General features: G+C 51.3%; 5 protein-coding genes. 1 reads left to right on the plus strand and 4 read right to left on the minus strand.

Translation table 11 applies throughout. From position 1 onward, the window contains the following. Positions 1-138 precede the first annotated feature (138 nt). From AC1Q7O_RS27460 to AC1Q7O_RS27475, 4 genes are read right to left on the minus strand one after another with little or no spacing between them, the layout of a single operon-like run. The gene (locus AC1Q7O_RS27460) at positions 139-348 is read right to left on the minus strand and encodes a KTSC domain-containing protein (protein WP_492662617.1); all 210 of its coding nucleotides are present in this window, start codon (positions 346-348) and stop codon (positions 139-141) included. A gap of 10 nt (positions 349-358) precedes the next feature. Then, positions 359-2,266 carry an ATP-binding protein gene (locus AC1Q7O_RS27465; RefSeq protein ID WP_492662618.1) on the minus strand — a complete coding sequence of 636 codons (1,908 nt, stop codon included), beginning with the start codon at positions 2,264-2,266 and terminating at the stop codon, positions 359-361. After that, a complete protein-coding gene (locus tag AC1Q7O_RS27470; RefSeq protein ID WP_492662619.1) occupies positions 2,232-3,455 on the minus strand; it encodes an SIR2 family protein in 1,224 nt (407 codons plus the stop codon). Before AC1Q7O_RS27470 ends, AC1Q7O_RS27465 begins: the two co-directional genes overlap by 35 nt. A 17-nt stretch (positions 3,456-3,472) precedes the next feature. Continuing rightward, positions 3,473-4,165 (minus strand): AbiU2 domain-containing protein, encoded by a 693-nt coding sequence (locus AC1Q7O_RS27475; protein WP_492662620.1) that lies wholly within the window; start codon positions 4,163-4,165, stop codon positions 3,473-3,475. Positions 4,166-4,693: 528 nt separating this feature from the next. Between AC1Q7O_RS27475 and AC1Q7O_RS27480 the strand changes: the two genes are divergently transcribed. Next, positions 4,694-4,954: hypothetical protein (locus AC1Q7O_RS27480; RefSeq protein WP_492662621.1), on the plus strand; the 261-nt coding region annotated here is incomplete at its 3' end.

Raw genomic sequence — 4,954 nt, forward strand, 5'->3', positions numbered from 1 at the left:
GGGCGAGAACTTGTTCGACTTGCTCATGGCTCAATCCTCTCAGAGTGTTGAGCCTCCTCGAAACCCGGGGCGGTTCAATAGGCCTTCCGGCCAAAGTGAGAGCCACCGTCTAGTGGCCTCTGATCATGGCTGGTCTCGTCATACCTTGGAGAAGCGGTAATGACCTTTAACGTTGCTTGCTAAGTAGCCCCCAACGGAGGCTGCCCCGACTAGCGCGTCGTGCACGTGTTGCGGTACATCAAAATACTGATAGACGGCGCCGTTATTGAATTCCACTTCTAAGGTCGAACTGTCTTCGTCATAGCCTACCGAAGCGATATTTGACGAAGAGACTGGTTTTCTATCCATAAATCATTCCCTACTTGACTCTGGAAATTCGTGGATTCTGAGAGCGCCACGTCTCGCTCATTTCCTCGTAGTTGGGGCTCTGTTCTTTGGTGATTCCCCAGCCGCCCGGATGTGGCGAATCTTCAGACGGCAGTTCATCGAACACGATGGGATCTTGACTATCCGGCCTCGCATTCTTGGGTGGCGGCTCCACTATTGTGCGCATCGGCAACTTAACCGCTTCTCCAAGAATAATGGCTTCGCCAGTCCTTAGTATGGGTAGCATACTAGTTAGGCCATCCAAATTATCAGAAAGGGCGGAAGTAATATGCGCTCTGTCTGCGGAATTTGTTAACCTCAGAGCGAAGAAAGTGCCGCACTGAGAAAGAATGGTCGGATTTATCTCAGAAGGGCGCTGACTCACGATCATTGCACCAATGCCGTACTTTCGACCCTCCTTAACGATGCGCTGAACGACCTGCGAAGCCATTCCCTCTTGTTGATCATTTAGGTAGATATGTGCTTCCTCCATGACTATCAAAAGCGGTCGATGCCTGCCTCCTTGCGAGAGGTTTCTTCCCCAAAACAAAGCTTCGTAAAGCAACCGCAACACCGCGCCTATGGTTGTCTGGAGAATGTCTGCAGGAACCCCTGATAAGTCAAGGATGGAAACTGGTTTTTCCCCGCCGATCCAGTCTTCAAGTAACCCGCCTAGATCCCGTGCCACTTCACCGTCAGACGAAGAGGACCAATCTCCTGGCTTAAATATGAAGTTGTATCGCGGTATTCGCAGCCTGGCTCCCAGAAGGAGTAGTTGCTTCCCTAGGTTTAGTTGGCCCGGCAGGTAATTAATCTTTTCGTCGTCGTCCTTGTCATTCTTGACATTTCTGAAAATGGGAGGAAGACCTGACTCGGCGTTGCCTTTTAGCTCACTGCCTTGCGAATCGCGCTCGTATGCTAGGTTCTCGATTGGCTTGCCACCCTTCTTTGCGTAGTAGGTGCCAAAGGTCTCGGTAAAGAGTTCGTGCCAGAGGTCATGCAAGCTAAACGGAATTGGGGTATCGACACTCAAAGTATCTGCAGTTGCCCCTTGTCTTTTGTGTGCGGCAATCGAGCGATCCTTGAATTTATGGATGCGCTCCATAACGATATTTCGATCTTTCTCATTCGAGAATTCCCCGAAGCTTATTGCGCACAACTCATCAAAATTCAACGCCCAAAAAGGTATGTGCAACTCCTTCTCGGTGCCCTTCGAGGATTTGTCGGCATTGATTTTGTAGATGTTGGCCCGATCCTTTAGCGCATGTCCATATTCGCCGTGAAGATCGAGCATCAAAATTCGGGCGGAGGGATAGCGGGCACTGTCCGAAAGTGCATTGATAATACTCGCAACAGTGGTTGATTTCCCAGACCCGGTCGTTCCAACTACGGCAGAATGTCGCGTAACTAGCTTGTTAACATCGACTAAGGCTGGTATCGAATCTGCATTGGAGATGTGGCCTAATCTTACAAAATAAGATTTATCAGGCTGGCCATAAATATTCTTTAGTTCCTTTTCGGAAACCAGATGAACCTCATCGCCGATCGTTGGATACTGGGATAAGCCTCGCGAGAATGTGCCAGTCCGCAGCCCTTCTCCTATAAGTTGGACCTTCATCCATCTGTTTTCTTGTTCATTTTCTATTTCGGCGCCTTCCCCTCGCTTTGGCGCTGCGCTTGCACCTACTTGGCTAACAATTCCATATAGATCAGAAAAACCGATTGGGATTCTTACAAAGCTCCCGATTTGTCCCGCTCGGTAACCTTGTCCATCTATGTAGATGAAGCCGGTAAGCGAGCTAGCAGATAGAGCGATGCTTACTGCGGTTCCGTTGACGTCCTGAACGTCGCCCAGATATGTTTCCCTATTGGCCATTTTTTGCTTGCGGTGCGCTGCCAATAATTGTCTTAAGGAAATTGGAGAAAATTGAAAAGTCTCCGAGCTTCAACTGAGCGTGGGTTCTTGGCGGATCGCTTTTGTCCTGATGCCGCTCTATATACATGCGCAGATCCTCTTCTGCATCTTCGCCGCTTGTACGTGCGGGGTTCCAGGCGCCGACGTTGGTCCCAATAATTGCCTTGTCGAACGTCCAGATGTTCAGGTTATGCTGCTTTTTCGCAAGTCGGTAAGCCTCCGGGTAACATTCCGCGCCGTTTGATTCGCGCGCGTACGGCCCGAATTGCAAACCTAGTGCCATGGCAGTTGGATTTGCTTTGAGTGCATTCACAATGGTGTCATTCAAATGACCGTCGTTGAATGAGTAGCCACACAAAATAAGGAATGAAGATTTTCTTCTGATGAAGCGATTAAGCTGATCAATCAATGCCAAGTAGGGCATCTTCCGACTTTCCTCGTACTTGAGGTGAGAAGGATATATGAGGTGAGAGGCGTCTTGCTTTATCTCTGATGATCGATATACACTTCGCTGATTGTTGGTGGACTCTTGATACCAATTTATAGACCCATGAATCTTCCAGAGTCTGGTCCAGTGTGTAGGTATTAGATTGTCCTCAACGGCGCGAAGATCGAAGAATGGCCTTCTTGAGCCTACGAATCCATCAAAATATGGAACCTCGTTGTCCTCAAGACTTTGCTCTGCAAGCAAATCGTAGTTTGTTGTGAAAATCTCAACTGCACACTTCCGATCAATTGATCTAATCCAATTGCAAAGTCGATGATATGGGGTTTCGGATGAAGGAAGCGTGACATCAATTTTTTTAATGATTTCACTACAAATTCTTTTTTCCAGGGAAATTAATGAATCCTCTGATAACCCTCGAACAGTGCCGCCTTTGGAAACGGACGCAAGGCTCCTCAGGAAGCTCAGAACATCCTCAATGTTTTCGTGATTGCGTTCGGCCTTTACAAGCTCGCTGCTCAGATTTTTGTAATCTGCATCGTCTTTCAGTTTTTCGTTGATGTGCTTTGTTAAATTTAGAACATCAGGAATCAGTGGCCACTCTCCCGCAGGCATGGGAACGGAAAGTGGGCATCCGGCGGACAAGAAGAATCCGATGGATTCATTATCTTGAGCAAGCGATTGGCGAAGATAGCGAAGATGCCGAATTGGGTCGTGAAGAAGTTCCATGGCGAGGCGGCCGATTCTTAGATGGGGTCGTGGTGTAGATGGGTATAACTTAGCTCGCCGTTCTTTATTTTTGCGAGTCTCTCTTTGTCGTGCGTCAGGCCGTCCTTCAACACGTATAGCAGCGACAAAGCGTCCCCTCCGTCGTCGCCTGTATTGAACATTGTTGTTGAGTCGAGAAAATGCGATGAGAACGCGTTCAGAAATTCTGTAAGCGCAGCAAGCGCTGCCTTTACCGATGCACGAGAAGCGGGAGCTAAGGGGTCTGCATGAGCCTCGACCGCGAGTTCTAAATCCCGATGTGCCAGTTTTCGATTGCGCCAATCGCGTGCGAACAATGTCGAATCCATAACTGACGCTTCCAGCACAGTCATCGCAGGACTGATGGAAGTGTTAGCAACAGCTTGCGTGAGCCGTCTGACGGAGAGGTTTTCTTTGCCTACTGACTTGGGCGGGTCGCTGAGTCGGGCCAGGTGCAGAAGCATGGCCTCCCATAGCGCATCTTGAACCGTGCGGAAGAATTGAGGTGCGGCTTCATTCAGCAAATCTATCCGTGAAGGACTTGTGCCGAATAGCGCGACGTACTGTCCCCACCTCTTGTGAATCAGCGCGACTTCTTGCCATAACGCGCTGTAGATCTTTCCGACCTCTTCGCCCATCGCGGCGACGTTATCTGACCGCGTCTGTTCGGCGGTTCGGTACGGCAATGACATGACCTTCTCCCTGAGGTCAGCGTATCAAAACGTTAGCGCTCAGGTGTTCAGGTACAAACCCTACAGAAGCCTCCCGAGCCAGCGAACTGCCCGATCACCAGCCACTCAGGGCAGCCGCGATGGCTGCTATGGCAGCGCCGATGCTCCAGAAGATGACGTGCGCGCGGCTGATCAAAAGTGCGGCAAGCTTGACGAGCGGACCTTCGCGACTGAAGTGTTTCAGTGGGTCCGAGGTTGCTACGGATATCAGTGGGCGGCGTGGCGGAGGTGTGTCCATGCGAAGAATGCTACGGACAACTTTTCGCTAGATGTTCAAATGACGTTCGGCGCGACACCAAAGAAAAAGCCCCACACGCTTTCGCATGTGAGGCTTTGATTTGGCTCCCCGTACAGGGCAGCCTGCGAACCGCTGTGGTCGCTCTGCGCTGGCAGCCGGAGCGGAGGCGTGCGGCGTAGCGCCCTGCAAATGTCATCGCGGTTGCGCCCCAATCCAAGCCGACGTGTGCCCTGTCGGCGAGGAGTGCGGCGATGCCCAAGCAGTTTTTCGAGAACACCACCAAGAGCCCCAAGAGCTACTACGGCGTGACGCTGCAGCCTGGCGAGCAGAAGTGGATCGAGGTTCCGCCGCCGCCGCCGCCGCCTGAGCTGCAGCTGGTCAAACAAGACCCCATCTCCAAGAAGCTCTACGGAGCGAACGGCGAAGAGGTATCCCCGGTGTCAGGGGCTGGGCTGACCTATGTGACAAACGCGGTAGCGCTGAAGCCGGTGGCGGCGGCGATCATGGGCGCG

It is taken from the genome of Roseateles sp. GW823-FHT07B05 (genome assembly GCF_058794515.1).